General features: G+C 62.8%; 25 protein-coding genes and 2 tRNA genes. 19 read left to right on the forward strand and 8 right to left on the reverse strand.

All coding sequences use genetic code 11. The features are described from left to right. Positions 1 to 3 precede the first annotated feature (3 nt). From X751_RS151035 to X751_RS150995, 9 genes are all read left to right on the forward strand, one after another. On the forward strand, positions 4 to 564 hold the full coding sequence (locus X751_RS151035; protein WP_245265775.1) for a DUF2291 domain-containing protein: 561 nt from the start codon (positions 4 to 6) through the stop codon (positions 562 to 564). Beyond that, the gene (locus X751_RS151030) at positions 561 to 2099 is read left to right on the forward strand and encodes a sugar ABC transporter ATP-binding protein (RefSeq protein ID WP_023744766.1); all 1539 of its coding nucleotides are present in this window, start codon (positions 561 to 563) and stop codon (positions 2097 to 2099) included. Before X751_RS151035 ends, X751_RS151030 begins: the two co-directional genes overlap by 4 nt. Before the next feature lie 26 nt (positions 2100 to 2125). Beyond that, entirely contained in the window at positions 2126 to 3259 is a 1134-nt protein-coding gene (locus X751_RS151025; protein WP_023681691.1) for an ABC transporter permease, read from the forward strand. A 31-nt stretch (positions 3260 to 3290) separates the two neighbouring features. Next, positions 3291 to 4238 carry a D-ribose ABC transporter substrate-binding protein gene (locus X751_RS151020; protein ID WP_023744767.1) on the forward strand — a complete coding sequence of 316 codons (948 nt, stop codon included), beginning with the start codon at positions 3291 to 3293 and terminating at the stop codon, positions 4236 to 4238. Positions 4239 to 4347: 109 nt separating this feature from the next. Then, positions 4348 to 5907: an FGGY-family carbohydrate kinase gene (locus tag X751_RS151015; protein ID WP_023744768.1), complete on the forward strand. Its 1560-nt coding sequence runs from the start codon at positions 4348 to 4350 to the stop codon at positions 5905 to 5907. After that, a complete protein-coding gene (locus X751_RS151010; protein WP_023744769.1) occupies positions 5904 to 7421 on the forward strand; it encodes a glycerol-3-phosphate dehydrogenase in 1518 nt (505 codons plus the stop codon). Before X751_RS151015 ends, X751_RS151010 begins: the two co-directional genes overlap by 4 nt. After that, positions 7421 to 8359: a TIM barrel protein gene (locus X751_RS151005; RefSeq protein ID WP_023744770.1), complete on the forward strand. Its 939-nt coding sequence runs from the start codon at positions 7421 to 7423 to the stop codon at positions 8357 to 8359. The genes X751_RS151010 and X751_RS151005 overlap by 1 nt, the downstream gene beginning before the upstream one ends. 78 nt (positions 8360 to 8437) lie before the next feature. After that, positions 8438 to 9205: a triose-phosphate isomerase gene (locus tag X751_RS151000; protein ID WP_023744771.1), complete on the forward strand. Its 768-nt coding sequence runs from the start codon at positions 8438 to 8440 to the stop codon at positions 9203 to 9205. A 26-nt stretch (positions 9206 to 9231) separates the two neighbouring features. Further along, the gene (locus X751_RS150995; RefSeq protein WP_023672592.1) at positions 9232 to 9669 is read left to right on the forward strand and encodes an RpiB/LacA/LacB family sugar-phosphate isomerase; all 438 of its coding nucleotides are present in this window, start codon (positions 9232 to 9234) and stop codon (positions 9667 to 9669) included. A 15-nt stretch (positions 9670 to 9684) separates the two neighbouring features. Here X751_RS150995 and dhaL read toward each other — a convergent pair whose 3' ends face one another. The 3 genes from dhaL to X751_RS150980 all read right to left on the reverse strand — a co-directional run bounded on the left by dhaL (position 9685) and on the right by X751_RS150980 (position 11640). Next, a complete protein-coding gene (gene dhaL / locus X751_RS150990; RefSeq protein WP_023744772.1) occupies positions 9685 to 10326 on the reverse strand; it encodes a dihydroxyacetone kinase subunit DhaL in 642 nt (213 codons plus the stop codon). A gap of 24 nt (positions 10327 to 10350) precedes the next feature. Further along, positions 10351 to 11358, reverse strand: coding sequence for a dihydroxyacetone kinase subunit DhaK (locus X751_RS150985; RefSeq protein ID WP_023667709.1), 1008 nt, complete (start codon positions 11356 to 11358; stop codon positions 10351 to 10353). Between the two features lie 207 nt (positions 11359 to 11565). Next, a tRNA-Asn gene (locus X751_RS150980) sits at positions 11566 to 11640 on the reverse strand. A 231-nt stretch (positions 11641 to 11871) separates the two neighbouring features. On the opposite strand from X751_RS150980, the gene X751_RS0133325 reads away from it, so the two are divergent. The 4 genes from X751_RS0133325 (at position 11872) to X751_RS150965 (ending at position 14897) form a co-directional block, all read left to right on the forward strand. Further along, positions 11872 to 12132 (forward strand): PGPGW domain-containing protein, encoded by a 261-nt coding sequence (locus X751_RS0133325; RefSeq protein WP_031203994.1) that lies wholly within the window; start codon positions 11872 to 11874, stop codon positions 12130 to 12132. A gap of 336 nt (positions 12133 to 12468) precedes the next feature. Continuing rightward, positions 12469 to 12542: transfer RNA gene (locus tag X751_RS150975), tRNA-Cys, on the forward strand. A gap of 110 nt (positions 12543 to 12652) precedes the next feature. Further along, on the forward strand, positions 12653 to 13327 hold the full coding sequence (locus X751_RS150970; protein ID WP_023744773.1) for a protein-L-isoaspartate O-methyltransferase: 675 nt from the start codon (positions 12653 to 12655) through the stop codon (positions 13325 to 13327). A gap of 184 nt (positions 13328 to 13511) precedes the next feature. Next, positions 13512 to 14897 carry a TolC family outer membrane protein gene (locus tag X751_RS150965; RefSeq protein WP_023667706.1) on the forward strand — a complete coding sequence of 462 codons (1386 nt, stop codon included), beginning with the start codon at positions 13512 to 13514 and terminating at the stop codon, positions 14895 to 14897. Between the two features lie 146 nt (positions 14898 to 15043). Here the strand turns inward: X751_RS150965 and X751_RS1000000167495 are convergent, their stop codons facing one another. After that, entirely contained in the window at positions 15044 to 15283 is a 240-nt protein-coding gene (locus tag X751_RS1000000167495; RefSeq protein WP_196814986.1) for a hypothetical protein, read from the reverse strand. On the opposite strand from X751_RS1000000167495, the gene X751_RS150960 reads away from it, so the two are divergent. The 5 genes from X751_RS150960 to X751_RS150940 all read left to right on the forward strand — a co-directional run bounded on the left by X751_RS150960 (position 15225) and on the right by X751_RS150940 (position 23556). After that, positions 15225 to 16106: a PopZ family protein gene (locus tag X751_RS150960; RefSeq protein ID WP_023744774.1), complete on the forward strand. Its 882-nt coding sequence runs from the start codon at positions 15225 to 15227 to the stop codon at positions 16104 to 16106. The genes X751_RS1000000167495 and X751_RS150960 overlap by 59 nt on opposite strands. Positions 16107 to 16372: 266 nt before the next feature. Then, entirely contained in the window at positions 16373 to 19156 is a 2784-nt protein-coding gene (locus tag X751_RS150955) for a valine--tRNA ligase (RefSeq protein ID WP_023744775.1), read from the forward strand. A 360-nt stretch (positions 19157 to 19516) separates the two neighbouring features. Next, entirely contained in the window at positions 19517 to 20731 is a 1215-nt protein-coding gene (locus X751_RS150950; protein WP_023701680.1) for an OmpP1/FadL family transporter, read from the forward strand. A gap of 289 nt (positions 20732 to 21020) precedes the next feature. Then, entirely contained in the window at positions 21021 to 22745 is a 1725-nt protein-coding gene (gene ilvD / locus X751_RS150945; protein WP_023744776.1) for a dihydroxy-acid dehydratase, read from the forward strand. Beyond that, the gene (locus X751_RS150940) at positions 22732 to 23556 is read left to right on the forward strand and encodes a tetratricopeptide repeat protein (RefSeq protein WP_023667701.1); all 825 of its coding nucleotides are present in this window, start codon (positions 22732 to 22734) and stop codon (positions 23554 to 23556) included. The genes ilvD and X751_RS150940 overlap by 14 nt, the downstream gene beginning before the upstream one ends. Positions 23557 to 23755: 199 nt before the next feature. On the opposite strand, the gene X751_RS150935 is transcribed toward X751_RS150940, so the two are convergent. The 4 genes from X751_RS150935 to erpA all read right to left on the reverse strand — a co-directional run bounded on the left by X751_RS150935 (position 23756) and on the right by erpA (position 25674). After that, positions 23756 to 24055: a hypothetical protein gene (locus X751_RS150935; protein WP_023744777.1), complete on the reverse strand. Its 300-nt coding sequence runs from the start codon at positions 24053 to 24055 to the stop codon at positions 23756 to 23758. Positions 24056 to 24126: 71 nt separating this feature from the next. Continuing rightward, positions 24127 to 24921, reverse strand: coding sequence for an exodeoxyribonuclease III (gene xth, locus X751_RS150930; protein ID WP_023667698.1), 795 nt, complete (start codon positions 24919 to 24921; stop codon positions 24127 to 24129). 8 nt (positions 24922 to 24929) lie between these two features. After that, positions 24930 to 25322, reverse strand: coding sequence for a VOC family protein (locus tag X751_RS150925; protein ID WP_023681658.1), 393 nt, complete (start codon positions 25320 to 25322; stop codon positions 24930 to 24932). A gap of 4 nt (positions 25323 to 25326) precedes the next feature. Then, complete coding sequence (gene erpA, locus X751_RS150920) at positions 25327 to 25674, reverse strand: iron-sulfur cluster insertion protein ErpA (RefSeq protein WP_027050337.1); 348 nt, start codon at positions 25672 to 25674, stop codon at positions 25327 to 25329. A gap of 76 nt (positions 25675 to 25750) precedes the next feature. On the opposite strand from erpA, the gene X751_RS150915 reads away from it, so the two are divergent. Next, on the forward strand, positions 25751 to 26965 hold the full coding sequence (locus X751_RS150915) for a deoxyguanosinetriphosphate triphosphohydrolase (protein ID WP_023688214.1): 1215 nt from the start codon (positions 25751 to 25753) through the stop codon (positions 26963 to 26965). Positions 26966 to 26988: the final 23 nt, after the last annotated feature.

The raw sequence follows: 26988 nt of genomic DNA on the forward strand, positions 1-26988 counted from the left end.
GCCATGGCGCTCGACACCAAGGTGATCAAGATCGGCTCTGCCGGCGATGTTCGCAACGCCGTGTTTTCGGCCGCCGACTACGGCAAGTCTGAATTTCCCAAGGTGCAGGCCGATGTCGAAGCGCGTGCCGCCGACGCCGCGACAGTGGCGGCGGCGATCGCCAAGGACAGGGCGACGGCCGAAAAGGAATATGGCGTGCCGGCGGGAGTCGGACCGGTCATTTCGGTCAAGTTCACCTGCGTCGTCGGCGAGGGAAAATCGGGCATCTACAAGGTCGCCGTCGACGGTTTGCCGGACACGTTGACCGTCCGCGTACAGACTGGGCCGGCGATCAACGGAACCGAGCTTCGCGACGCCACCGGCAAGATCACCTTCGGCCAGTTCACCAACCAGATCGAGTATCAGGACGCCGGCTCGGCGCTGAACAACGAGATGAAGAAGGAGGTGCTGGCGAAAGTCGATACCAGTGCCTTGACCGGCAAGACAATAGCGGTGGTCGGCGTCTTCAAGCTGGTCAATCCGAAGAGCTGGCTGGTCACACCGGTGAGGCTGGACGTCAAATGACAATGGCTGCCGGCACAGAACCCGCGACTGGCGATGCCGTGCTTTCGGCGCGCAATGTCGTCATGTCGTATGGCGGCGTCCACGCGCTCAAGGGCGTCAACTTCGACATCCATCGCGGCAAGGTCACCACCCTGTTCGGAGAGAATGGCGCCGGCAAATCGACGCTGATGAAGATCCTGTCCGGCGTGGTGACGCCGACATCCGGCGACATCGTGCTCGACGGCAATCTCGTCAGCTTTGCCTCGTCTTCGGACGCGCGCGATCGCGGCATTTCGATCATCCACCAGGAGCTCAGCCTGGCGCCGAATCTGAGCGTTCGCGACAACATCTTCATGGGCCGCGAACTGCGCACCAGAACCGGCCTCGACTTCGCCGAGGAGGCGCGCCAGGCGCGGGCGCTGATGGCCGACCTCGAAGAAGACATCGATCCGATGACCCTGGTCGAGGACCTGCGCCTGGGGCAGCAACAGATCGTCGAGATCGCACGCGCGCTGTCGGTCGATTCCCGCATCCTGATCATGGACGAGCCGACCTCCGCACTCAGTGCGACCGAGGTGGAGGTGCTGTTCAAGGTGATCCGCGATCTGACCAGCCGCGGTGTCTCCATCGTCTACATCTCGCATCACCTCGAAGAGGCGCTGCAGATCACCGACTACGCCGTCGTGCTGCGTGACGGGGCGATCACGGCAACGGCCGAGGCCAAGGACATCGACCTCGAATGGATCGTCCGCAACATGGTGGGCGAGAATTTCGATCTCGGCTCGCCGCCGACCGGCCACGAGTTCGGCGCGGTGGCGCTGTCGATCGTGGATGTCAGCGTCACCGACGCTTCGGGTTCAGGCTACGTCGTCGATCATCTGTCGCTGGATGTCAAAGCGGGCGAGATCGTCTGCATCTATGGGCTGATGGGCGCGGGCCGCACGGAATTGCTGGAGGCCGTCGCCGGCCGTGTGCCCATGGCGGGCGGGCGGGCGCTGCTGGAGGGTGAGGACGTTTCGGGACTGACCATTGCCCAGCGCATCGCCCGAGGTCTGGTTCTGGTCCCCGAGGATCGCCAGCGCGATGGCCTGGTTCAGACCATGACCGTCGGCCGCAACCTGTCGCTTGCCAGCATCGAGGCATTCGCCAAGGGGCTCTTCCTCTCCCGGCAGAGGGAGCGCGCACTGATCGACGATTCGATCCGCAAGGTGACCATCAAGACCGCGGGCGGCAACGCCATGATCGGATCGCTGTCGGGCGGCAACCAGCAGAAGGTCGTCATAGGCAAGATGCTGACGACGAATCCCAAGGTCATCCTTCTCGACGAGCCGAGCCGCGGCATCGACGTCGGCGCGAAGGCCGAAGTCTTTCGCTTGCTCAGCGAGCGTGCCGCGCAAGGCCTGGCGGTCGTCTTCTCGACCTCGGAGGTCAATGAGTGCCTCAGCATCGCCCACCGCATCGTCGTCATGCGGCGCGGCAAGATTTCAGCCGAATTCGGCGCCAACGCCACCAAAGAGCAGATCATGGCCGCCTCCGGCGAAGCCGTGGTCGCCTGACCACAGAATTTCCGGAGCCCCGACCCATGAGCGATGTCAGCCAGGCCAGCAAACAGTCCAGCCCCAATGCGGGCGGAGAGGGCTTCGACGTGGCCAAGCTGCTGCTCGAAGGCCGGGCCTTCTTTGCCCTGATCGTCATCATTGTCGTCTTCTCGATCCTGTCGCCCTACTACCTCTCGGTGGCGAATTTCCTGACCATGGCTTCGCATGTCGCCATCTTCGGGATTCTCGCCATCGGCATGCTGCTCGTCATCCTCAATGGCGGCATCGACCTGTCGGTGGGGTCGACGCTCGGGCTTGCCGGCGTCGTCGCCGGTTTTCTGATGCAAGGCGTGACGCTGACCTGGCTCGGCGTCGTTCTCTATCCGCCGGTCTGGGTGGTCGCGGTGCTGGCCTGCATGCTGGGTGCGGCCGTCGGGCTTATCAACGGCGTGCTGATCGCGCGGTTCAAGGTTCCGGCCTTCGTCGCCACGCTCGGCGTCATGTACATGGCGCGCGGCCTGGCACTGCTGATGACCAGCGGCCTGACCTACAACAATCTCGGCGGCAAGCCGGAGTTGGGCAACACCGGTTTCGATGCTCTCGGCTTCAACCGCCTGTTCGGCGTGCCGACCGGCGTGGTGGTGCTGGCGGTCATCGCGCTGATCGGCAGCATCGTCCTGAACCGCACCGCCTTTGGACGCTGGCTCTACGCCTCGGGCGGCAATGAGCGCGCCGCCGAACTCTCCGGCGTTCCGGTCAAGACCGTGCAGATTTCGGTCTATGTGCTGTCGGGCATCTGCGCCGCCATTGCCGGCCTGATCCTGTCCTCGCAGCTGACCTCGGCCGGGCCGACCGCCGGCACCACCTACGAACTGACGGCCATCGCCGCCGTGGTCATCGGCGGCGCCGCACTGACTGGCGGCCGCGGCAATATTCGTGGCACCCTGCTCGGGGCCTTCGTCATCGGCTTCCTGTCCGACGGTCTGGTGATCATCGGCATCTCATCCTACTGGCAGACAGTGTTCACCGGCGCCGTCATCGTGCTCGCCGTGCTCCTCAATGCCGTTCAGTATCGCCGCCGTAGCAAGCTTCCAGCTTCGACGGGCGGCCAACCGACTTCTCAGAAACGGGGGAAGGCCGAACCGGCCAATCCTGCCCAAGGGAAGACTGCCAGCTGACTGGCAGCAACACCGCGTAATCATTGGAGGAATGTACATGAAAATCGTGCTTAGAAGTTTGCTTGCCGCCGCGATGGTGGTCGGGTTTAGCGCAGCCGCATCGGCCGCGGGCCTGATCTCGATCATCGTCAACGATCCGGCCAACCCCTACTGGCTGACCGAAGGCAACGTTGCCAAGGCCGAAGCCGAAAAGCTTGGCTATACAGCCAACGTCGCCGCCCACAAGGGCGACACCAATACCGAAAGCAATCTGATCGACACCGCCATCACCAACAAGTCGGTGGCGATCATCCTCGACCCGGCCAATGCCGATGGTTCGGTCGGCGCGGTGAAGAAGGCGATTGCCGCCAACATCCCGGTTTTCCTCGTCAATGCCGAGATCAACCAGGAAGGTCTTGCCAAGGGACAGCTCGTCTCCAACAACGCCCAGGGTGCGGCTCTCGGTGCCCAGCAGTGGGTGCAGGCGGTCGGTGAAAAGGGCAAGTATGTCGAACTGCTCGGCGCCCCGTCGGACAACAACGCCGCCACGCGCTCGAACGGCTACGCGACTGTGCTCAGCCAGTATCCGGGTCTCGAAAAGGCCGCTTCGCAGGTCGCCAACTGGGATCGTACCCAGGGCCATGACAAGATGCAGAGCATGCTGCAGGCCAATCCCGACATCATCGCGGTGATCAGCGGCAACGATGAAATGGCGCTTGGCGCGGTTGCGGCGCTGAAGGAAGCTGGCAAGCTCGCCGGCATCAAGGTCGGCGGCTTTGACGGTTCCCCGGATGCGGTTGCGGCCATCAAGTCCGGCGAACTGCAGTACACCGTGCTTCAGCCGGTGGCCATCTTCTCGGCCAAGGCTGTGCAGCAGGCCGACTCGTTCATCAAGTCGGGCGCTACCGGCGCCACCAGCGAGAAGCAGCTGTTCGATTGCCTGCTCATCACCAAGGACAATGTGGACAAGTACACCGCACCCTTCGTGCTGTCGGAATAAAACGTGCTCAGGGGGTGTCCTTTGCGGACACTCCCTGGCTCTTCCACGGCTCCAGACAATAAAGACTGCTCCTTGTGAATTGCCTTCATAACCATCCGGAACGTGCGGCATGAAAGACCTGCTGATCGGGATCGACGCGGGAACGTCCGTGATCAAATCGGTCGCTTTCGATCTGTCGGGGCGGCAGCTTGCCATGGCGTCGGTGACCAACAGCTTCGTCACGCTGGAAGGCGGCGGCGCCGAGCAGGACCTTAATCAGACCTGGCGCGACATGGTGCTGACCGTCCTCGATCTGGCGACGAAAATTCCAGACCTCGCGCGGCGAACCGCGGCCGTCGCGGTCACCGGGCAGGGCGACGGCACCTGGCTGATCGATGGCGACGGCATGCCGGTCGGGCGCGCCTGGCTCTGGCTCGATGCGCGCGCCGGACATCTGGTGGACGAGATGCGCGGCGATCCCCGGGATCGCACGCGGTTCGCGATCACCGGCACCGGGCTCAACGCCTGCCAGCAGGGCGCTCAGCTCAGCTGGCTGAAGAAAAACAGCCCGGAAATCCTGGAGCGCGCCGCCAATGCCTTTCACTGCAAGGATTGGCTCTATTTCAAGATGACCGGCAAGCGCGCCACCGATCCTTCGGAGGGAACATTCACCTTCGGCGATTTCCGCTCGCGCAGCTATTCCGACGAGGTGCTCGACATTCTCGATCTGACGTCGCACCGCCGCCTGCTGCCCCCCATGCTCGAAGGCACGACCGACCATCATCCGCTTTCTGCGTCGGCAGCAGGCGAGACCGGCCTGCTTGCGGGCACGCCGGTGGTGCTGGGCTACGTCGACATGGTCAGCACCGCGCTCGGCGCCGGCCTCTATGATCCAAGCGGCAATGTTGGCTGCACGGTCATCGGCTCGACCGGCATCCACACGCGCCTGGCGCGCACAGCCGACGATGTCATCCTCAACGACAACGCGTCCGGCTACACGATCGCCATGCCGGTTCCCGGCGCCTATGCGCAACTGCAATCCAATATGGCGGCGACGCTCAACATCGACTGGCTGCTCGGCCTGGCGCGCGACTTGCTGACCGCCAGCGGCGCAAAACCTTCGGGCGACGAATTGCTGAAAGCGCTCGATGTCTGGGTCGAAGGATCGGAACCGGGGTCGCTGGTCTATCAGCCTTATATCTCGCTTGCCGGCGAACGCGGCCCGTTCGTCGATCCAGACGCGCGCGCCGGCTTCATCGGGCTTTCCGTCAAGCACGGTTTTGGCGATCTGGCACGCGCGGTTCTTGAAGGATTGGCCTTCGCGGCCCGCGATTGCTACCAGGCAATGGGCAGCGTGCCCGGCGAAATCCGCCTGTCTGGCGGCGCCGCGCGCAGCCCGTCGCTGCGCGGTATCATCGCTGCGGCGACCCGCGCGCAAGTCAGGACCAGCAGCCGCCAGGAAGCCGGCGCCGCGGGTGCGGCGATGATGGCCGCAGTCGGGCTTGGCGTCTATCGCTCGATGGATGATTGCTGCGCCGAGTGGGTGACGCCGCTGCTGGGCGAATGCGACGCCTATGACGAGGCGCTTTCGCAAACCTACGATGCGCTGTTTCCGTCTTTTGTCGCGGCGCGTCAGGCGCTGCATCCGGTGTGGAAATCGATGGCGCACCGCACAGGAGCTAAGTCTTGAGCGATACAACGGATATTGTCGATCTCTTCGTGATCGGCGGCGGCGTCAACGGCGCCGGTATAGCGCGCGATGCCGCCGGCCGTGGGCTGTCGGTCATCCTGTGCGAGAAGGACGATCTGGCGCAAGGCACCAGCTCGCGTTCCGGCAAGCTGGTGCATGGCGGTCTGCGCTACCTCGAATATTACGAGTTCCGGCTGGTGCGCGAAGCGCTGATCGAACGCGAGGTGCTGCTTGAGGCGGCGCCGCACATCATCTGGCCGATGCGCTTCGTGCTGCCGCACAGCCCCGAGGACAGGCCGGCATGGCTGGTCCGGCTCGGGCTGTTTCTCTACGACCATCTTGGCGGCCGCGAGCGGCTGCCGGGAACGAGGACGCTGAACTTGAGAACAGCGCCGGAAGGGGCGCCGATCAAGGACGAATTCAAGCGCGGCTTCGAATATTCCGACTGCTGGGTCGATGACGCCAGGCTGGTGTTGCTCAATGCGCTCGATGCCAGTCAGCGCGGCGCAAAAGTCTTCACCCGCACCGCCTGTATTGCTGCCCGGCGCGAAGGCGGCATGTGGTCGATCCACATGCAGGATGGCCGCACCGGTGCGGTGACGAAGGTCCGCGCATGCGGGCTGGTCAATGCGGCTGGGCCGTGGGTGAATGACATCGTCAGCCGCGTCGCCGGGCAGAATTCCACCCGCAACGTTCGCCTGGTGAAGGGCAGCCATATCGTCGTGCCGAAATTCTGGGAGGGGCGGCAGGCCTATCTTATCCAGAACAACGACAAGCGGGTGATCTTCGTCAACCCGTATGAGAACGATCTGGCGCTGATCGGCACGACGGACATTCCCTACGAGGGCCGGCCCGAAGAAGTGGCGGCCGAGGCCAGCGAAATCGATTATCTGATCAAGGTGGTCAATCGCTACTTCAAGCGACAGCTCACCGCGCAAGACGTGGTCTACAGCTTCTCGGGCGTGCGTCCGCTCTATGATGACAATGCCGACAATCCAAGCGCGGTGACGCGCGACTACATCTTCGAACTCGACGCCCCGAACGGTGGCGCGCCGCTGCTTTCTGTGTTCGGCGGCAAGATCACCACCTTCCGCAAACTGTCCGAACATGCGCTGGAAAAGATCCAGCCCTTCTTTCCGACCATGAAGAAGGCCTGGACGGCCAAAATTCCCCTGCCGGGAGGCGACCTGCCCAACGCGGATTTCGAGCAGTTCCTGGGCGATCTGCATGCCGAGTTCTCGTGGCTTAGCCCGTCGCTGGTGAAGCACTATGCTCGAAGCTACGGCACGCGCACGCGCGCTCTGCTGAAAGGGGTAAAAGGCGAAGCCGATCTCGGCCGGCGTTTCGGCCCGGATTTCTATGAGCGGGAAGTTGTCTTCCTGTTCGAGACCGAATGGGCGATGACCGCCGCCGACGTTCTCGAACGCCGGACCAAACACGGGCTGCATATCAATGCGGCCGAGCGGAAGACATTCGAAGACTGGTGCACAAAGACCATGGCGGCGGTGAACTGATGGCCTTCACGCTTTCGCTGAACACCAACCCGCTGGTCAATCGCTTCGCCGATCCCGACGATCTGATCGACGCCATTGCCTATGGCATCGGCATCCGCGACGTGCAGCTGACGCATGAATTCGTCAATCCGGGTTGGCCGGCGGCAACGATCGTCAAGTTCGTTCGCCTGTTCAACAGCGCGCTGGCGCGGACTGGCGTGCGGATCACCTCCGGCATGACCGGTCCCTATGGCCGGCTCAACCATTTCGGCCATCCGGACGCGGATGTGCGCCGCTATTATGTCGACTGGTTCAAGACCTTTGCCGACATTTCCGCCGAGCTTGGCGCGTCGGGCATGGGCACGCAGTTCGCCATATTCACCTACAAGGATTTTGACGATCCGCAGCGGCGCGCGGCGCTTCTCGACATCGCGCTCGAATGCTGGCGCGAAGTGGCCGAGCACGCCAAGGCGGCGGGCCTGACCTATTTGTTCTGGGAACCGATGTCGGTGGGGCGGGAGTTCGGCCACACGATCGAAAGCTGCGTCGAATTGCAGGGCGCCATCGATACGGCCAAGCTGCCGATCCCGATGCAGATGATGGTCGACATCGACCATGGCGACGTGACCTCGCCCAATCCTGACGACACCGATCCCTATGCCTGGGCGAAAGCGTTCCCGTTGCGATCGCCGATCATCCACATCAAGCAGTCGTCGATGAACAAGGGCGGGCACTGGCCGTTCACGGCCGCATACAACAAGGATGGCCGCATCATCCCGCAGAAGCTGCTCGATGCAGTGCGGGCGGGTGGCGGAACCGACAATGAGATTTGCCTCGAACTTTCCTTCCGGGAGAGGGAGCCGGTCGATCATCAGGTTATTGCAATGATCCGCGAGTCGGTGGATTTCTGGGCGCCTTACATCGACAGCGGCCGCGAAAGTCTCACGCCTCGCGCTTGAGGGAAAGCGTCGGCCCGAAGGCCGGCGCGTAGACCCGGAAACACGCATCATCCGAATTTCGGATCGAAGGAGAGAAGAATGGCCCCGTATTGGGTCGGCACGAGCTGGAAGATGAACAAGACGCTGGCGGAGGCGCTGCAGTTCGCCGAGGCATTGGCGGCGTTCGTGCCGGGCTTCGATCCGGCGATACAGCCTTTCGTCATTCCGCCCTTCACGGCGGTGCGGCAGGTCAAGGCGGCGCTCGCCAACACCCGCGTCAAGGTTGGCGCCCAGAACATGCATTGGGCCGATGCCGGTGCCTGGACGGGCGAGATTTCGCCGGTGATGCTGAGGGATTGCGGGCTCGACCTGATCGAACTCGGCCATAGCGAGCGTCGTGAGCATTTTGGCGAAACGGACAAGACCGTGGGACTGAAAACCGCAGCGGCAGTCAAGCACGGCTTCGTACCCTTGATTTGTGTCGGCGAGACGCTGGCCGAGCGCGAGGGCGGCCGCGCCGACACAATTCTGACCGCGCAGGTCTTGGGCGCGCTGCAGGGTCTCGCAAACAATGAGTTGTCGGCAGAGATACTCTTTGCCTATGAACCGGTGTGGGCGATCGGCGAGAAAGGCATTCCGGCCAGCGCCGACTATGCCGACAAGCAGCAGGCGCTGATCAAGCAGGTCGCAGCAACCCGGTTGCCGACCGCCCCGCTTGTGCTCTACGGCGGCAGCGTCAATCCCGGCAACGCGGCTGAACTGATTGGCCAGCCGCGTATCGATGGGCTGTTCATCGGCCGCTCGGCATGGCAAGCGGAAGGCTATATCGACATTCTCAAAAAGGCGTCGGCCGCCATCGCGCGCTGACCACGAAAACGAAGGAGTTCATTGCCATGAAGATCGCACTCGGAGCCGACAGCGCCGGCAAGCCGCTGCTCGATGTCATCGCCAAGCATCTCGCCACCAAGCCAGAACTGCAGGTCGTCGATCTCAGCCAGGCCGGATTCTACGCCGATATTGCCGCTGCGGTCGGCCACGAAATTGTCGACGGCAATTACGACCGCGCCATCCTGTTTTGCGGCACCGGCATCGGCGTCAGCATCTCGGCCAACAAGGTGCCCGGAATCCGTGCCGCGCTAACCCACGACACCTATTCGGCGGAACGCGCTGCGAAATCCAACAATGCCCAGATCATCACCATGGGTGCGCGCGTCATCGGCCCCGAACTGGCCAAATCGATCGCCGACGCCTGGCTGGCCTCGGAGTTCGATCCGAACGGTCCCTCTGCCGCCAACGTGCAGGCTGTCGACAAGCTCGACGCGAAGCGCTGAGGATCCGCTCCCGACCTAGCCGGTCAAGGCGATCCGCATCGCCTCGATGACGGTTACGGCGGACGCCGCGCCTGGATCCATATGGCCAAGCGAGCGTTCGCCGAGGCGGGAGGCCCGGCCCTTGGTGGCGATCATCGCCTTGGTCGCCTCCGCGCCGGCCTTTGCCGCCTCGGCTGCAGCCGCGAGGCTGCCGGCCAGCCCCTTGCCGGCGGCCAGTGCCTCGCCCGCAGCCGTCGCGGCCGGCGCCCACGCATCGATCATCGTCTTTTCCCCAGGCTCGGCCTTGCCGCGATCCTGAATGCCTCTGGCCATCGCTTGGAACATAGCGACCGCGTCGGCGTCGTCGAGCGTCGCCTTGCCCTTGACGGCGGCCGCGCCGCGCATGAATGCCGTGGCATAGAGCGGGCCCGAGGAGGCGCCGACGGCGTTGAGGAACGACTTCGCCGCCGTGTTCAGCAAGATGGTCGGATCGGTGGTCCCGTCGTCCAATGCGGCCACCGCGTCGCGTGCCGCGGCAAATCCCAACTCCATGGCAATGCCGTGGTCGGCATCGCCGATCACCCCGTCAAGCGCGCACAACCGGTCCCGGTCGGCTGACATGGCGTCGGCGATGGCAACGAACATCGCGGCAAGGCGGGTGGTGTCGATTGTTGTCATCTGTTGTTCCTTGCCGTCCCCAGTTTACCCGGCGCGAAACATGGCGCAGTCGCAAGGGTGGTCGAGCATCGTTTGCAACTCGTCGTCGAGGTGGTGCAGCGTGATCGAAGCGCCGGCCATTTCGAGCGAGGTGCAGTAATTGCCGACCCAGCTTGCGTGAATGGATACACCGATATCGTCAAGCCGCTGCTTCACGCGCCGGTTCATGATGTAGAGTTCCATCAGCGGTGTCGAACCCAGCGAATTGACCAGCACGGCGACCTTCTCGCCGCGTGCCGGCGCCATCTCGGCGAGAATCCTGTCCAACATTTCGTCGGTGATCTCGTCGGCCGTTTTGAGTTTTCCGCGTGCGATGCCGGGTTCGCCATGGATGCCCATGCCGATCTCCATCTCGTCGGGTCCGATTTCGAAATTCGGCCGGCGGGTTTGCGGCAACGAACAGGGCGCCAATGCGACGCCCATGGTAAAGGTGTGGTCGTTGGCTTTCCCGGCAATGCGTTCGCATTCATCGAAAGACAACATGCGGTCGCAGGCGGCGCCTGCCGCCTTGAAGATGAAGAAGTTCCCTGCGACACCGCGCCGCTTGTGCCTGTCACCAACGGGCGCGGAAGCGACGTCGTCGGTGCTCAGCACCGTGCGCACCTCGATGTCGTCCATCGCGGCCATCTCGGCCGCCATGTCGAAATTCATGACGTCGCCGGCATAGTTGCCGTACATGAACAGCACACCGGCGCCGCCGCTCGCCGCCTTGGCGCATTCGAGGATCGGGTCGGGCGGCGGAGAGGCGAAGACATTGCCGATCGCCGCCGCGTCGGCCAGCCCCTTGCCGACGAAGCCGAGAAAACTCGGCTCGTGGCCCGAGCCGCCACCAATGACGAGGCCTACCTTGCCTTGGCGCGGTCCATCGCGGGCGATGATCGAGCGCGGGCTTCCGTCAACGGCTTTGAGATGGCGGGGATGCGCAGCCAGGATGCCTTCCAGCATCTCGTCGACGGCCCGATTGCCGTCATTGATGATCTTCTTGGTTTGCACCAACGTCCTCCCGATTTGGTATTTTCATAGGTGATACCGGGCGTTATCAGGCTGCCTTCGGGCGAGGGCAGGGGCGCGATGCCCACCAAACTGCCTCGATCGGCTTCGTAGCTGTTACCAGCCGTTCTGGCAGAAGCTAAGCGGACCGAAGTGCGCGGACAATGGCGCTGTAGTGTACAAGATCGCACCACGGCTTAGAAAAGGCGGTGGCTCCCCGGGCCGGATTCGAACCAGCGACCAACCGGTTAACAGCCGGTTGCTCTACCACTGAGCTACCGGGGAATAGAGGCTCTCATGTGAGTGGCGCAGCCTATAGCAAACCCTTTTCGGCTTTGCAAAGAAGCATTTCGCATTTTTTAGCGCATTTTCACCCAATGGTTTCTGGCAATCGCCGGATGACACCACATATGAGCCGTCTTGGGCGCCGTCGGACCTTGGTCGGCGGAACATGAACGGCGATTGCAGCCTTTAGCGCATATGGCTTTATCGAAGGCAACCGGATCGACTTTCGACATGACTGCAGCAGACGAAAACCAGGCACCGGCGCGGAAAATCTCGGTGTTCGGGCGCGAGTTCACCATGCCGCGCTCGCGCGGGCTGAGGATCGCCATCGGTATCGTTCTGGTGTTTTTCGGCCTTCTCGGCTTCCTGCCGATTCTCGGCTTTTGGATGATTCCGCTCGGCCTTTTGGTGCTTTCCTACGAATTTGCCGCGGTGCGCCGCCTGCGGCGCCGGTTCGTCGTCTGGTGGGAACGGCGTCGCCGGCCAAGTTGAAAGCGATGGCGCGCGATCCCGGAGCGGCCGCTTCGCTTTTCCAGCCCGTCGCAGATTTCCCCCTCAAGATCTCCTTGAGAACGGCAACTGCTGGTGCCAGCCGCGCGCGATATGCGGTGAAAGCCGGTTTGCACCCGCTGCGTAAAGCTGCGGGTTCGAGTTTCGCCGGTCGCGCAGCCATGCTTGACGAGCGGCCAATATGCCGGTGCGCCAAGCGCTGAAATCGCTCGGGAACCACGTTGCGGCGGCTGATGAGGAAAGCGCGCCGGAATGCCGCGCGGACGCTTGACGACCTTTCGCTGCCACCATATTGAGTTCGCTCGCCGGGAGCGATGAGGCCTCGTGGCGGAGTGGTTACGCAGAGGACTGCAAATCCTTGCACCCCGGTTCGATTCCGGGCGAGGCCTCCAGTCGCTTCAGCTCCCGCATGTCGGGGGCTTGAGTTCCGGGCGAATGCGCCGCAGTGTCGGCGCGACAAGCGCATTTCAGCGCATTGGCTTTTTGACGGATTGGTTGGGACATGAGCGCTGATTTTTCCGAACTTCGCGTCAAGATGGTCGACGGCCAGGTCCGCACCACGGATGTGACCGACGCAGCATTGCTCGATGCCATGCTTGCCGTGCCGCGCGAGGCCTTTGTCGGGGCCGGCCAACAGGCTCTCGCCTATATTGACGAGGATATCCGCATCTCCGACGGCACCAATGGCAGCGGTGCGCGCTACCTCATGGAGCCGTCGCCATTGGCCAAGCTTTTGCAGTTGGCCGAGATCGACGCTGGCGATTCGGTGCTCGATGTCGGCTGCGGCACCGGGTATTCCGCGGCGCTGCTGTCCAGGTTGGCCAAATCCGTCGTGGCGCTGGAAAGCGATACAGCACTGGCGGAAGCAGCCAAAGCGGCGCTTTCGGCGCAGGGCTGCGATAACGTCACGGTGGTCACCGGCCCACTGCCGCAAGGTCATGCCGCCAAGGCGCCCTACAATGTGATTCTCATCGGCGGCAGCGTCGAGAAAGTGCCTGCGGCGCTGCTTGACCAGCTTGCCGAAGGCGGCCGGCTGGTGGCTGTGGAAGGGCAGGGCAATGCGGGCGTAGCCCGGCTCTTTTTCAACGCAGGGGGGGTTGTAACCGGAAGACGGGCATTTAATGCGGCAATTAAGCCACTACCCGGATTTGAACGCATTCATGCCTTCGAGTTCTAAGTGATTTTGCCTTGCAGCAAAGACTCTGTCATGTTGGCTTACGATTGAACAATCGTTGCTGATTGGTTAACCGGGGTTTCGGGAGCTGTCAGCGGGGGAACGATAGATCGACGCGGCGCTGGCCGATCCCTAGGGATGGGCTGGCGTGGCGTGGTTCCCGTGCAAAACGAATGAGGGATATAAAGTGCCGTCCTTAGCCAAGAGTCTGTTTGTTACCGTCCTCATTTCCGCGACAGCGCTTTCGCCGATAGCCGCCTCGGCGGAAACCATTCTCGGCGCGCTTTCCAAGGCCTACCAGAACAATTCCTCGCTGAATTCGGCCCGTGCCGGCGTGCGCGTCACCGATGAGGGCGTGGCGATCGCCAAGTCGGGCTATCGCCCGGTGATCACTGGTTCGGCTGACATCGATTACACCTCCAGGCACCTAAACGGCAGGAACGCGAGCCTGGCATTGACCACCGGCAGCTTCGGCGTTCGGATTGACCAGACGCTGTTCGACGGCTTCCAGACCAAGAACAGGGTCGCGTCGGCCGCTGCACAGGTGAGGGCCTCGGTCGAGGGCCTGCGCAACACCGAAGAGAACACGCTGTTCAACGCGGCGAGCGCCTATATGGACGTGATTCGCGACCGCCAGGTGGCGGTGCTGACCGAACAGAATCTGCAGTTCCTGACCGAGCAGGCGCGCGCGGCACGCTCGCGCTTCGAGGTCGGCGAGGGCACGCGCACCGATGTGGCGCAGGCCGACGCGTCTCGTTCGGCCGCGGTGGCGCAATTGAGTGCTGCCCGTGCGCAGGCTCTGGCCAGTGCGGCAACCTATCATCAGATCGTCGGTGACGAGCCGGGCAAGCTCAAGGCCGCGTCGCCGTTGGCGAAGCTGTTGCCGAGGAGTCTCGAGGCGGCGATCGGCATTGCATCGAACGAGCATCCGGCCATCCTGGCCGCCCTACATTCCGTCGATGCAGCGGGATTTGATGTAAAGACGCAGGAAGGTGCGTTGCTGCCGCAGTTGACTGCCAGTGCCGGCCTTTCCCATGCCTATCAAAATACTGTACCTGGCGCGGGGAATTCGGACGGCGACTCCAATGCCGCCACGGTCGGCGCGACGCTGACCGTTCCGATCTATTCGGGCGGCCGTACCTCCGCACTCGTTCGTCAGTCGAAGGAATCGCTCAGCCAGGCTCGCATCGAGGTGGATGTCAGCCGTGACTCGGTGCGCCAGGCCGTGACCTCGGCATGGACGCAATACATCGCAGCGCGGGAAAGCGTCGACGCTAATCGGCAGGTGATCGCGGCCGCACAGTTGGCGCTCAACGGCGTCATCGAGGAGCGCAATGTCGGACAGCGCACCACGCTCGACGTGTTGAATGCCCAGAACGCCGTCATCTCGGCAAAGATCGACCTCGCCAGCTCCGAGCGCGATGTGGTTGTAGCCAGCTACGCCATCCTGTCGGCCATGGGCCGCCTGTCGGCCGATCGCCTGGCGTTGAATGTGGTGAAGTACAAGCCTGAAGAGCACTACAGAGCCGTCAAGGACAAATGGATCGGGCTGCGTACGCCGGACGGTCGTTGAGCCCACCTGGGCGGCTCAAATCCCGCCAGGGTTGAAGCATTTCACGCCGCGCTTCCCATGGATGCGCGGCGTTTGTCTTTTGTAGCCTAAATTGTTGAAATCCGGCGTCTTCCGAGATTGGGGATTCTCGGATGGCGATCCGTCGGCTACGCTGTCGCCATGATTCGTATCCGGCTTTGCCGGACAGGAATCCAGGAACGGGTCACTACAGCGCCACGCGTCCGATGGATGCGCAAAGGACGCTGTAGAACTTTGATTTGCGCCTGATCCTCTTCGAAAATCGAAAATCGATTTTCGGGATCATGCGCGGGGGCGGCGGATGTGACGATGGCGACGGCAAGCAGCGCACAGCGCGAACCTTCCATGGAAGAAATACTGGCTTCCATCAGGAGGATCATCGAAGACAGCGACACCGGCCGCAAGCTGCCGGGCGACGCCGATGAGTTGCGCCAGGACCTTGTGCCGGCCGCCGGGCCTGTTTCGGATGTCGAGGCATTCCGCAGCGAATTGCACAGCTCGACCGAAAGCAAGAAGCCGGTGACGCTGGCCGAGGTGCAGGCCCAACTGGCCGAGCCGGTGGTTGCGCGGCCGGAGCCGCGCTCCGATCCGTCGCCAGTGAAGCCTGCCATTGCGGCAAATGCCACGACCGCCGCGCCACCCGCGCATGCTCCGATGACCCTGGCGGAAGTGAGCGCCAGGATAGCCAGCGAGCCTGCTCCCGCCGTCAGGGCAGAAGCTGCAGTGCGGGCAAAGGCGGAAACCACCGACTCGATCGTCACGGATTGGCGCCGCGAAATCGCGGCGGTTGGCAATCAGACAAAACCGGCTGAGACAGTACGGCAGCCGGAGATCAGGCAGCCAGAGACTGAAAATCGGCAGGCAGCAATCGCGGAGGTCGAGGCTTTCGAAGACGATCTCGCTGCCGAGCCGGCTTTCGAGGCTCATCCTTCGCGCAGCGAGCACGCGCGCCCGGCCGATACAACTCCGGTTCGGTCGGCGATCGTTTCGGAACATACGGGACGGCAGGTCGCAGCCGCCTTCGGCGAGCTCTCCGACGCCTTCGCCAGCCGCAGCAAGAAGACCGTCGACGAGATGGCCGAGGAGATGCTGCGGCCGATGTTGCAGGACTGGCTGGACAACAATCTGCCGACGCTGGTCGAGCGCCTGGTACGCGAAGAAATCGAGCGCGTCGCGCGCGGCGCGCAGTAGACATCACCATAGCCCGTTCCGGATTAAGGCGCCGCCTTCGGGCGACGCTTTCGCTGCAGGTCAGCTTCCGGCCGATGTCGCGAACACGATCAGGTTACCGTCGGGATCGCTGACGATGAAGGTGCAGGCATGGCCTTCCCGTTGAAATGACCAGGGCCCCGCCTATTTGCGTTGAAGGACTGAGGCCGCCCTCGCGGTTGACTTGGCCAAAACCTTCCGATTTACACCGGGTCAGCAAAACTCCCGACCGCGCGGACCATTTTCCCATGCTTGAAAAGACCTACGACGCCAAGACCGTCGAGCCCAGGATCGCCAAAATCTGGGAAGAGGCGGACGCATTTCGCGCCGGCGCCGGCGCCGAGGAGGGGGCGGAGGCCTTCACCATCGTCATCCCGCCGCCCAACGTCACCGGCTCGCTGCATATGGGCCATGCACTCAACAACACGCTGCAGGACATACTCGTGCGCTTCGAGCGCATGCGCGGCAAAAACGTGCTGTGGCAGCCCGGCATGGATCATGCCGGCATCGCCACGCAGATGGTGGTCGAACGCCAGCTGATGGAAAAGCAGATACATCGCCGCGATCTCACCCGCGAACAGTTCATCGACAAGGTCTGGGAGTGGAAGGCCGAGTCCGGCGGCGCCATTTTCAACCAGCTGAAGCGGCTCGGCGCCTCGGCGGACTGGTCGCGCGAACGCTTCACCATGGATGAAGGCCTGTCCAAGGCCGTGCTCGAAGTTTTTGTCAGCCTCTACAAGGAAGGGCTGATCTACAAGGACAAGCGCCTTGTGAACTGGGACCCGAAGCTGTTGACGGCGATCTCCGACCTGGAGGTCGAGCCGCAGGAGGTCAATGGCAATCTCTGGCACTTCCGCTATCCGATCGAGGGCGAGATTTTCGATCCGGAAAATCCTGGGACATTCATCACCGTGGCGACGACACGGCCCGAGACGATGCTGGGCGATACGGCAGTCGCCGTGCACCCGGACGACGAGCGCTACCGGCATCTGGTCGGCAAGAATGTCGTGTTGCCGATCGTCGGCCGGAAAATTCCGGTTGTGGCTGACGAGTATTCCGACCCGGAAAAGGGTTCCGGCGCCGTCAAGATCACGCCGGCGCACGACTTCAACGATTTCGAGGTTGGCAAGCGCCACAAGCTGCCGGCGATCAACATCCTGACCATCGAGGCGGCAATAACGCTCAGGGATAACGAGGATTTTCTCGCCGGGCTCGACGTGACGCCGGAGCGCCAGGCCGTCTGGGACGAGCTCGACGGTCTCGACCGTTTCGTCGCGCGCAAGAAAATCGTCGAGCTGATGGAGGCCGGCGGCTTCCTCGACAAGATCGAGCCGCATCGCCACGCCGTGCCGCATGGCGACCGCGGCGGCGTGCCGATCGAGCCGTTTCTGACCGAGCAGTGGTATGCAAACGCCGCCGAGCTGGCCAAGCCGGCGATCGCATCGGTGCGCGAAGGCCGTACCAACTTCGTGCCCAAGAACTGGGAAAAGACCTATTTCGACTGGATGGAGAACATCCAGCCCTGGTGTATTTCACGCCAGCTATGGTGGGGTCACCAGATCCCGGCCTGGTACGGGCCGGACGGCCGGGTCTTCGTCGAGAAGACCGAGGAAGAGGCGCTGGGCGCCGCGATCGAATATTATCTGGCGCTGGAAGGTCCATGGAAGGCCTGGGTCGAGGACAAGCTCGAGACCTTCAAGCCGGGCGAGATCCTGAGCCGCGACGAGGACGTGCTCGACACCTGGTTCTCGTCGGCGCTTTGGCCGTTCTCGACACTGGGCTGGCCGGATCACACGCCGGAGCTGAAAACCTATTACCAGACCGACGTGCTGGTGACCGGTTTCGACATCATCTTCTTCTGGGTCGCCCGGATGATGATGATGGGCCTGCATTTCATGCACGAGGAGCCGTTCCACACCGTCTATGTGCATGCGCTGGTGCGCGACAAGAACGGGCAGAAGATGTCGAAGTCGAAAGGCAACGTCATCGATCCGCTCGACCTCATCGACGAGTTTGGTGCTGACGCACTGCGCTTCACGCTGACGGTGATGGCGGCGCAGGGGCGCGACGTAAAACTCGATCCGGCGCGCATCGCCGGCTACCGCAATTTCGGCACCAAGCTGTGGAACGCGACACGCTTTGCCGAGATGAACGAGGTCGCGCGCAATGACGATTTTTGGCTGAACGACGCCAAGTTGCCGGTCAACCGCTGGATCCTGACCGAATTGACCCGGGCGTCGCACGCGATCACCGAGGGCATCACCTCATACCGCTTCAACGAGGCGGCAGGGGCTGCCTACCGCTTCGTCTGGAACCTGTTTTGCGACTGGTATCTCGAACTGCTCAAGCCGGTGTTCATGGGCACTGACGAGGCGGCCAAAGCCGAAAGCCGCGCCTGCGTCGCCTTCGTGCTCGACGAGATCTACAAGCTGCTTCACCCGATGATGCCGTTCATGACCGAGGAGTTGTGGGCGCAGACGGCGGGCGAGGGCCGGACGCGCGCAACGCTGCTTTGCCACGCCGCCTGGCCGTCGCCGGACTTCGAGGACGCGGACGCGGCCGCCGACATCAACTGGCTGGTCGATCTGGTGTCCGGCATCCGCTCCGTGCGCTCCGAAATGAACGTGCCGCCGGCGGCGATCGCACCGTTGGTGGTGGTTGGCGCCAGCGTCGAGACCCGGCAGAGGCTCGACCGCCATGCGTCCGCCATCAAGCGGCTGGCGCGGGTCGGCGATATCTCGCTGGAGGACGCGGCACCCAAGGGCTCGGCCCAGATCGTGGTCAACGAGGCGACGGTCTGCCTGCCGCTCGGCAGCCTGATCGATCTCTCCGCCGAGGCGGCGCGGCTGCAGAAAGAACTGGCCAAGGTGACCGAGGAAATCGCGCGGTTGCACAAGAAGCTGTCGAATGAACGGTTCGTCGCCAGCGCGCCGGAAGAGATCGTCGCGGCCGAGCGCGAAAAACTCGACGAATACCGCGATCAGCAGGAGAAGCTTTCGGTGGCGTTGACCAGGGTGCGCGACGCTGGTTGAGCGCTGGATTCGCAAGGCGCCGGCAAGTGCTTGGCGGCGGTTCTTTTGCTCGAACAACAGGCATTCCGTAAGGTTAATATTGACGTAAACGGAAAGTTTCAGCCCCATTGTTGCCATAATGTAACAATCGGGCCAAATAGCTCCGAAAGGGCTTGTTTTTGAGGTTTTTGTGACGGGTTTCACAGAATTCTTTCGCTGATCTGCCCCCGGAAAGTCGTTTTTCGGCCTTGCTTCGGAACCAGCCGCTGTGCCGGAAAGGCAGCCGGCTCAGGTGTACATGTACGCTATGTGAATTCATTGTTGCGCCGTTAACCCGAATTGGTTCTAGCTTGACCCACTAGTATTTCGGGGAGGATATCCATGAACAATCTGCGTTTTAAAACACTGCTGGGGGCGGGGTGTTTTTCGCTGGGCTTGATCGGTTCCGTACATGCCGGCGGCATCGAGCGCGGTGGCTACGACATCGACCTTCTGTTCGATCCGGCGCGCTTCGCCACCGAAGCCGAGGCGACCTACGTGATGCCTGAGCGCAAGCTCAAGAATGCCGTCGACGGCAACGCGACGCTCAACTTCAAAAGCACAGCTGATGACAGCGAAGGCTACTGGGTGCCGCGCATAGGCTTCAAGGCCGAGGTGGTTAAAGACGTCGACTGCATGGCTGACTATTCGCAGCCTTGGGGCGCGCATACGAATCCTGGCATCTGGAACGGCTCTTTCTCCAACATCGAAACCGATATCAAGAGCAATAATTACGCAGCCACCTGCTCCTACAAAATGGATGCCGGCAAGGGCCAGCTACGTTTTATCGGCGGTGTCTTTTACCAAGAAGTCTATGGTTTCAAGGAAAGCTTCATCACGCCGCTGGCGCCTGGCGCCGTTGGCCGCGTTGACCTAAAGGGTACCGGCTGGGGCTGGCGCGCCGGCCTTGCTTATGAGATCCCCGAAATCGCGCTGCGTGCCAGCCTCGTTTATAACTCGCAGGTCAAGTTGGACAATCTTGAGGGTACGCTCGACCTATCGCAAGTCGGCCAGGGTAAACCTGACATCTACGGTTCCGCGTCTATGCCGGATTCGGTGGAATTGAAGCTTCAGTCAGGCATCGCGCCTGGCTGGCTCGCTTTCGGCTCGATCAAATGGGTCAACTGGAGTGTGCTGCAGAGCATTCCGATCTGCTCGCAAGCAACCAAGGGCCTTGCACCTTGCACGACGATTTCCCCATTTCCAGTTAGGCTAACCTCGCTCGACCTGATGTACCGCGATGGCTGGACGGTGACCTCCGGCATCGGCCACAAGTTCAATGAGCAGTGGAGTGGTGCCGCCCAGCTATCTTGGGATCGCGGCACGTCGCACGGTGTTGGCTCGCAGACCGATACCTGGACGCTCGGTGGCGGCGTCGCTTACACGCCAACCGCCAACATCGAAGTGCGGTTGGCCGGCGCGGTTGGTGTACTGACCAGTGGTCACTCAGGCACGTTGACTGACGAGAATGGCTATGAGGCCGGTACCGACGTCAGCTACGACTTCGGCAACGATCTGGTCACGGCAATTTCGGGCGGCGTCAAGATCAAGTTCTAAGGCTCTGAAAATTATAACGAAAGGCCGGGTATAGCCCGGCCTTTTTGTTTTGTGGGTGGACCATCGAGCGATGACGGAAAACTTGGTGTTGCAAATCCGTCGCATCACTTTCACCTCTCGCAATTGTGACGTTTTGGCAACAGTTCCCGACCAACCCCCGCGCTACAGCCTCGCCCGAAGAAATTGCCCATTTCCCGCCATAAACCCGGCGCACCTCGAATTCGTCTCGGGACACGCGCCACAAGGCTCGGCGATGAGGCAGGCCGCACCGCCCGCGGCAAGGAAGAGAATGGACGCCAAAGTCATCTCCAAGGCCAAGCTCCCTAGCCGCCATGTGACCGTAGGTCCGGCGCGTGCGCCGCACCGTTCGTATCTCTATGCCATGGGCCTGTCTGCGGCCGAGATCGCGCAGCCGCTGGTCGGCGTTGCCTCCTGCTGGAACGAGGCGGCGCCTTGCAACATCTCGCTGATGCGCCAGGCGCAAGTGGTCAAGAAAGGTGTGGCCGCCGCAAACGGCACGCCGCGCGAATTCTGCACCATCACCGTCACCGACGGCATCGCCATGGGGCACCAGGGCATGAAGTCGTCGCTGGTGTCGCGCGATGTCATTGCCGATTCGGTCGAACTCACCATGCGGGGCCATTGCTACGATGCGCTGGTCGGCCTTGCCGGCTGCGACAAGTCGCTGCCCGGCATGATGATGGCCATGGTGCGGCTCAACGTGCCGTCGATCTTCATCTATGGCGGCTCGATCCTGCCGGGCTCTTATCGCGGCCGCCAGATCACCGTGCAGGACGTGTTCGAGGCGGTCGGCCAGCATTCGGTCGGCACGGTCAGTGATGCCGAACTGCTCGAGATCGAGCAGGCGGCGTGTCCTTCCGCCGGCTCCTGCGGGGCCCAGTTCACCGCCAACACCATGGCCACCGTCGCCGAGGCCATCGGCCTGGCGCTGCCGTACTCCTGCGGCGCGCCGGCGCCTTACGAGATGCGCGACCGCTTCAATTTCGCCTCGGGCGAAAAGATCATGGAGCTGATCGCCAAGAACATCCGTCCGCGCGACATCGTCACGCTGAAGGCGCTGGAGAATGCGGCAACCGTGGTCTCGGCCACCGGCGGCTCGACCAATGCGGCTTTGCACCTGCCGGCGATCGCTCATGAGGCAGGCATCAAGTTCGACCTGTTCGACGTTGCCGCGATTTTCGAGAAGACGCCCTACATCGCCGACCTCAAGCCGGGCGGCAAATATGTCGCCAAGGACATGTTCGAGGCCGGCGGCATTCCGCTGTTGATGAAGACGCTGCTCGACCACGGCTATCTCCATGGCGACTGCATGACCGTGACTGGCCGTACTTTGGCCGAAAACATGGAGCATGTTGCCTGGAATGATAGCCAGGATGTGGTCCGTCCCGCCAACCGACCAATCACCCAAACCGGCGGTGTCGTGGGCTTGAAGGGCAACCTTGCCCCCGAAGGCGCGATCGTGAAGGTCGCGGGCATGACGGAGCTGAAATTCTCAGGTCCGGCACGGTGTTTCGATTCGGAAGAGGAATGTTTCGAGGCGGTCACGCACCGCAACTACCGGGAAGGCGAGGTTCTCGTCATCCGTTACGAAGGTCCGCGCGGCGGCCCGGGCATGCGCGAGATGCTGTCGACGACGGCGGCGCTCTACGGCCAGGGCATGGGCGGCAAGGTCGCCCTCATCACCGACGGTCGTTTTTCGGGCGCGACCCGCGGTTTCTGCATCGGCCATGTCGGGCCCGAAGCTGCCGTTGGCGGCCCGATCGGGCTCTTGAAAGACGGCGATGTGATCTCGATCGATGCAACCAAAGGCAGGATCGCGGTCGACCTGTCCGAGGCCGAACTGGCAACGCGGGCGAAGGCCTGGAAGGCGCGCACGACCGACTATCAGTCGGGCGCGATCTGGAAATACGCACAGACGGTAGGGCCTGCCCGCCACGGCGCGGTCACCCATCCCGGCGGTGCCAAAGAAACACATTGCTATGCGGATATCTGAGTTGTTGAGGTCGTCTGTCCTTCCGGCACTGGTCGCTGTTGCGATCTTTGGCGCCGTGGGCCAGGCCATGGCCTTCGACGACAAGGTGTTCGACGACAAGACCGGCGTGAAGCCGCAATCGAGCCCATGGGCCGTGTTCCAGTTCGGCTTCTCCGCCTACAAGAGCGGCCATAAGGAACAGGCGGTCGAGGCCTATAAATACGCCGCCGAGAACGGCCAGATCGGCGCCACCTGGAAGCTCGCGCGCATGTACGCCGAAGGCGACGGCGTGACGCGCGACGACTATGCGGCCTTCAAATTCTTCTCCGAGATCGTCGATCAGGATGTCGAGCCGGGATCGCCGGAGGAAAGCTATGTCTCCGACGCGCTGGTGGCGCTGGGCGACTATCTCCGGACAGGCATCCCCGGCAGCCCGGTCGAGGAAAACGAGGTCGCGGCGCAGGAATATTACATGCGCGCGGCCGCCAATTACCGCAACCCGAACGCCCAGTTCGAGATGGGCCAGATGTTCCTGAAGGGCGAGGGCGGCGTCAAGGCCAGCGTCAAGCAGGCCGGCCGCTGGTTCCAACTCGCCGCCGAAAAAGGCCATGCCGGCGCCCAGGCGACTCTTGGCAATCTTCTGTTCCAGAGCGGCAAGATCGTGCGCGGGCTGGCCATGATGACCGCCGCGCTCGAACGCGCCTCGCCGAGCGACCAGCCGTGGATCCGCGGCATGCAGGAAGAGGCATTTGCCGCCGCCGGCGAAGCCGACCGTCGCACTGCCATTTCGCTTGCCGACGACATCCTGACCAAGGGCGGCGGCGACCAGTGAAATTGCCAATCTCCCCCCTTGAGGGGGAGATGCCCGGCAGGGCAGAGGGGGCGCTGTCCCGCTGGCATTTCAGTTGACTAAAGTTTGCCCGGGTTGGACTGAGAGGGTGAGCTTGTTTGACCGAAAGGTCGCGTTTCTTCGCGCCCCCCTCTGGCTTGCCGGCCATCTCCCCCTCAAGGGGGAAATTAGCTCACATCCATCAGTTCTCGGTGAGTTCCGCCGGCGCCGCTCTGTGTACCGGCATCGAGATCGGCGTGACGTGCAGATGCGGCTTCATCGTGGTGTCGGGGCAGCTGTCGCCGATCTTGGTCCATGAGGTGTTGTTGAGCACCAGGTCGCAGCGGGCCATATGGCTCTTGTCTGAAACCGTCAGGCAGGTGACCTGGCCGACCTGGTAGGACTTGCCATTGGCCAGGCACTGCTGATCGGCAAGTGCCGCTGCAGGAGAGGCTATGGCAAATGCCAGACCGATCGGGCAAAGGAGGAATCGTAGTGCCATGGAACCCCAGCCGCCATGCTGATCTCTGACTGAATGGCGCGATTGTGGCGACATCAGGGTTTCGGCTGATATCAGGCCGGCAGCAGCGCCAGATCGATCGCCACCGGCACATGGTCGGAAGGCTTTTCCCAGGCGCGCACGTGCTTTTCAATCGAGGCCGAGGAAAAGCGGTTGGCGGCTTCGGGCGACAACAGCAGATGGTCGATGCGGATGCCGTTGTTCTTCTGCCAGGCACCGGCCTGGTAATCCCAGAAGGTGTAGACGTCGGCCGCATCGGTGACGGCGCGCACCGCCTCGGTAAAGCCGAGATTCTTCAGTCGCCGGAAGGCCTGCCGCGTCTGCGGCTGGAACAGCGCATCGCCAAGCCAGTTCTCGGGGAAGCGCGCATCGACCGGCTCGGGGATGACATTGTAGTCGCCGGCCAGCACCAGCGCCTCCTCCAGAAGCAGCCGCTGCTCGGCCCAGCGATGCAGCCGCTCCATCCAGGCCAGCTTGTAAGGAAATTTCTTCTCGTCATCGATGGGATTGCCGTTGGGCAGATAGAGCGAGGCGACGCGCAGCGCGCCCTGGTCGGTCGAGAACACGCCCTCGATGAAGCGCGCCTGCTCGTCGGCGTCATCACCGGGCAGGCCTCTGATAACCTCGTCGAACGGAAGTTTCGACAGTAGGGCGACGCCGTTAAAGCCCTTCTGGCCATGGGTTTCCACGTTGTAGCCAAGCGCCTCGATCTCGGCGCGCGGGAACTGCTCGTCGACCGACTTGATCTCCTGCAGGCAGACGATGTCGGGCTGGCTTTCGCTCAGCCAGTGGGTGAGGTTGCCTATGCGGGCGCGAATGCCGTTTATGTTCCAGGTAACGATTTTCATGGGCGGCCTCAGGGATGTTCGGGCGAAAGACGTTCGACAAGCCCGATCGTATTGCCTGCCGGGTCCTTTAGAAAGGCCATCCACTCGCTTTCCCCTGCCGTTCCGAACGTGCCTTCGGTGTCGTTGTGGACGAGCGCCGGCGGTGCGGTGAAGGGAACGCCGGACGCTTTCGCCTCGGCGTGGAAGGCTTCGAGCCCGGCTATATCGAGATAGACGGTGCCGGCCGGAACGCCATCGGTGAACAGCAACCTGATATCACCGGCCATGATGAAGGCGATGCCCGGCGGATCGTAGCGGGCATGAACGCTGAGGCCGAGCACATCGTGCCAGAAGGCTAGCGTGACGTCGAGGTCGCGCCCGGCCGACAGTGCGACCTGACGGACCGCGCCGACGCCGGACATCTGCCTAGATGGAGAAACTGGTGCCGCAGCCGCAGGAGGCGACTGCATTGGGGTTGCGGATCTGGAACGACTGGCCCATCAGATCGTCGACGAAGTCGATCACCGAGCCGCCCATATAGACCAGCGACAAATCGTCGATCAGCACGGTGGCGCCGTCCTTTTCGATGGCGACGTCATCGTCATTGCGCGTATCGACCAGGTCGAACTTGTAGGAAAAGCCGGAGCAGCCGCCGCCCTCTACGGAGACGCGCAACGCCGTCTTGCCGGCCTCGCCAGAGACGATTTTCGCGATCCGCCTGGCGGCGGACTCGGTCATCTCGACTTTCATGGCAGTCTTGGCATCAGCGCCCATGGGCGTCACCTTGCTTTCGGTTTCACATGATAGGTATGAAGCGGGAAGGGGCAAGTCAACTGCGGCGGCATCAGCCATGACAAATGAGCTTGGCGACATTGGGTTCGGCTATCGGCCGCGCGCGGCCTATGCCAGCGACCCAGCCAGGTCGCGCGGGCGGCTCTATGACGAGGTCGAGAGCCCGACTCGCACGCCATTCCAGCGCGACCGCGACCGTATCATTCATTCGACTGCCTTCCGCCGCCTGAAGCACAAGACGCAGGTGTTCGTCGCCCATGAAGGCGACCACTATCGCACCCGGCTGACGCATTCGATCGAGGTGGCGCAGATTGCGCGGGCTCTGGCGCGAGCGTTGCGCGGCGACGAGGATCTGGCCGAGGCGGTCGCCTTGGTGCACGATTTCGGTCACACGCCGTTCGGCCATACCGGCGAGGACGCGCTGAACGAGCGGATGGCCCAATGGGGCGGCTTCGACCACAATGCGCAGTCGCTGCGCGTGGTGACGCGGCTGGAGCGGCGTTATGCCGAGTTCGACGGGCTGAACCTGACCTGGGAAACGCTGGAAGGCCTGGTGAAGCACAATGGCCCGCTGACCGACGCCAAGGGAAAAGGGCTCAAAGGCCCGGTGCCGCAGGCGATCCGCGACTATTCCGAGTTGCACGACCTCGAACTCGACCATTTCGCCGGCATCGAGGCGCAATGTGCTGCGATCGCCGACGATATCGCCTACAACACCCATGACATCGACGACGGCCTGCGCTCCGGCTTCCTGACCTTGGACATGCTGGAAACGGTGGCGCTGCCGGGATCGATCCTGGCAAGCGTGCGCGCGCGCTATCCGGGCCTGGACGATGTGCGCACCGGCCATGAGCTGATGCGCCGGCAGATCACGATGATGGTCGAGGATGTCATTGTTTCCACCACCGCCAATCTTGAGCGCATCAAGCCTGACAGCGCCGAAGCGGTGCGGGCGGCGGGCGAAACGATGGTGACCTTTTCCGCTGACGTGGCGGCGACCGAGAAGGAATTGAAGACCTTTCTCTACAAGCATCTCTACCGGCATGACGAGGTGATGCGCGTGCGCACTCAGGCCGAGCAGATCGTGCGCGACCTGTTCGATGTCTATTACGCCGATCCGCGCGCCATGCCGGACGGCTGGCGGGAGGGGCTCGACCGGGCGGAGGACCGCATCAAGGCGCGCAGCGTCGCCGATTTCCTCGCGGGGATGACGGATACCTACGCCTTGAAGGAACACCGCCGTCTGTTTGACCATACGCCCGATTTAAGCTAGGGCGGGCGCGATTTGCCGGCCAA

This window comes from Mesorhizobium sp. LNJC394B00 (genome assembly GCF_000502555.1).
Classification (GTDB): Bacteria; Pseudomonadota; Alphaproteobacteria; order Rhizobiales; family Rhizobiaceae; genus Mesorhizobium.